This window comes from Streptomyces sp. NRRL S-646, assembly GCF_000720765.1.
Classification (GTDB): domain Bacteria; phylum Actinomycetota; class Actinomycetes; order Streptomycetales; family Streptomycetaceae; genus Streptomyces.
This window is the reverse complement of sequence record NZ_JODC01000150.1, coordinates 1-223: the sequence shown is the minus strand read 5'-3', so window position 1 is coordinate 223 and position 223 is coordinate 1. Positions and strand designations below refer to the sequence as shown.

The window sequence follows — 223 nt, the reverse complement described above, 5'->3', positions numbered from 1 at the left end:
CCGAGGTTGACGACGTTGTAGCCGTTGTTGGACAGGATGATGTCGACGAGGTTCTTGCCGATGTCGTGCACGTCGCCGCGCACGGTGGCCAGCACGATGGTGCCCTTGCCGGCCTCGTCGCCCTCGACCTTGTCCATGTGCGGTTCGAGGTGGGCGACGGCCGTCTTCATCACCTCGGCGGACTGCAGCACGAACGGCAGCTGCATCTGGCCGGAGCCGAACA

The 223-nt window shown here is 65.0% G+C and carries 1 protein-coding gene; it reads right to left on the bottom strand.

Annotated features, from left to right (window positions below; all coding sequences use genetic code 11):
* On the bottom strand, positions 1-223 hold a 223-nt coding region (locus IH68_RS51565; RefSeq protein ID WP_037886846.1), incomplete at both ends, for a B12-binding domain-containing protein.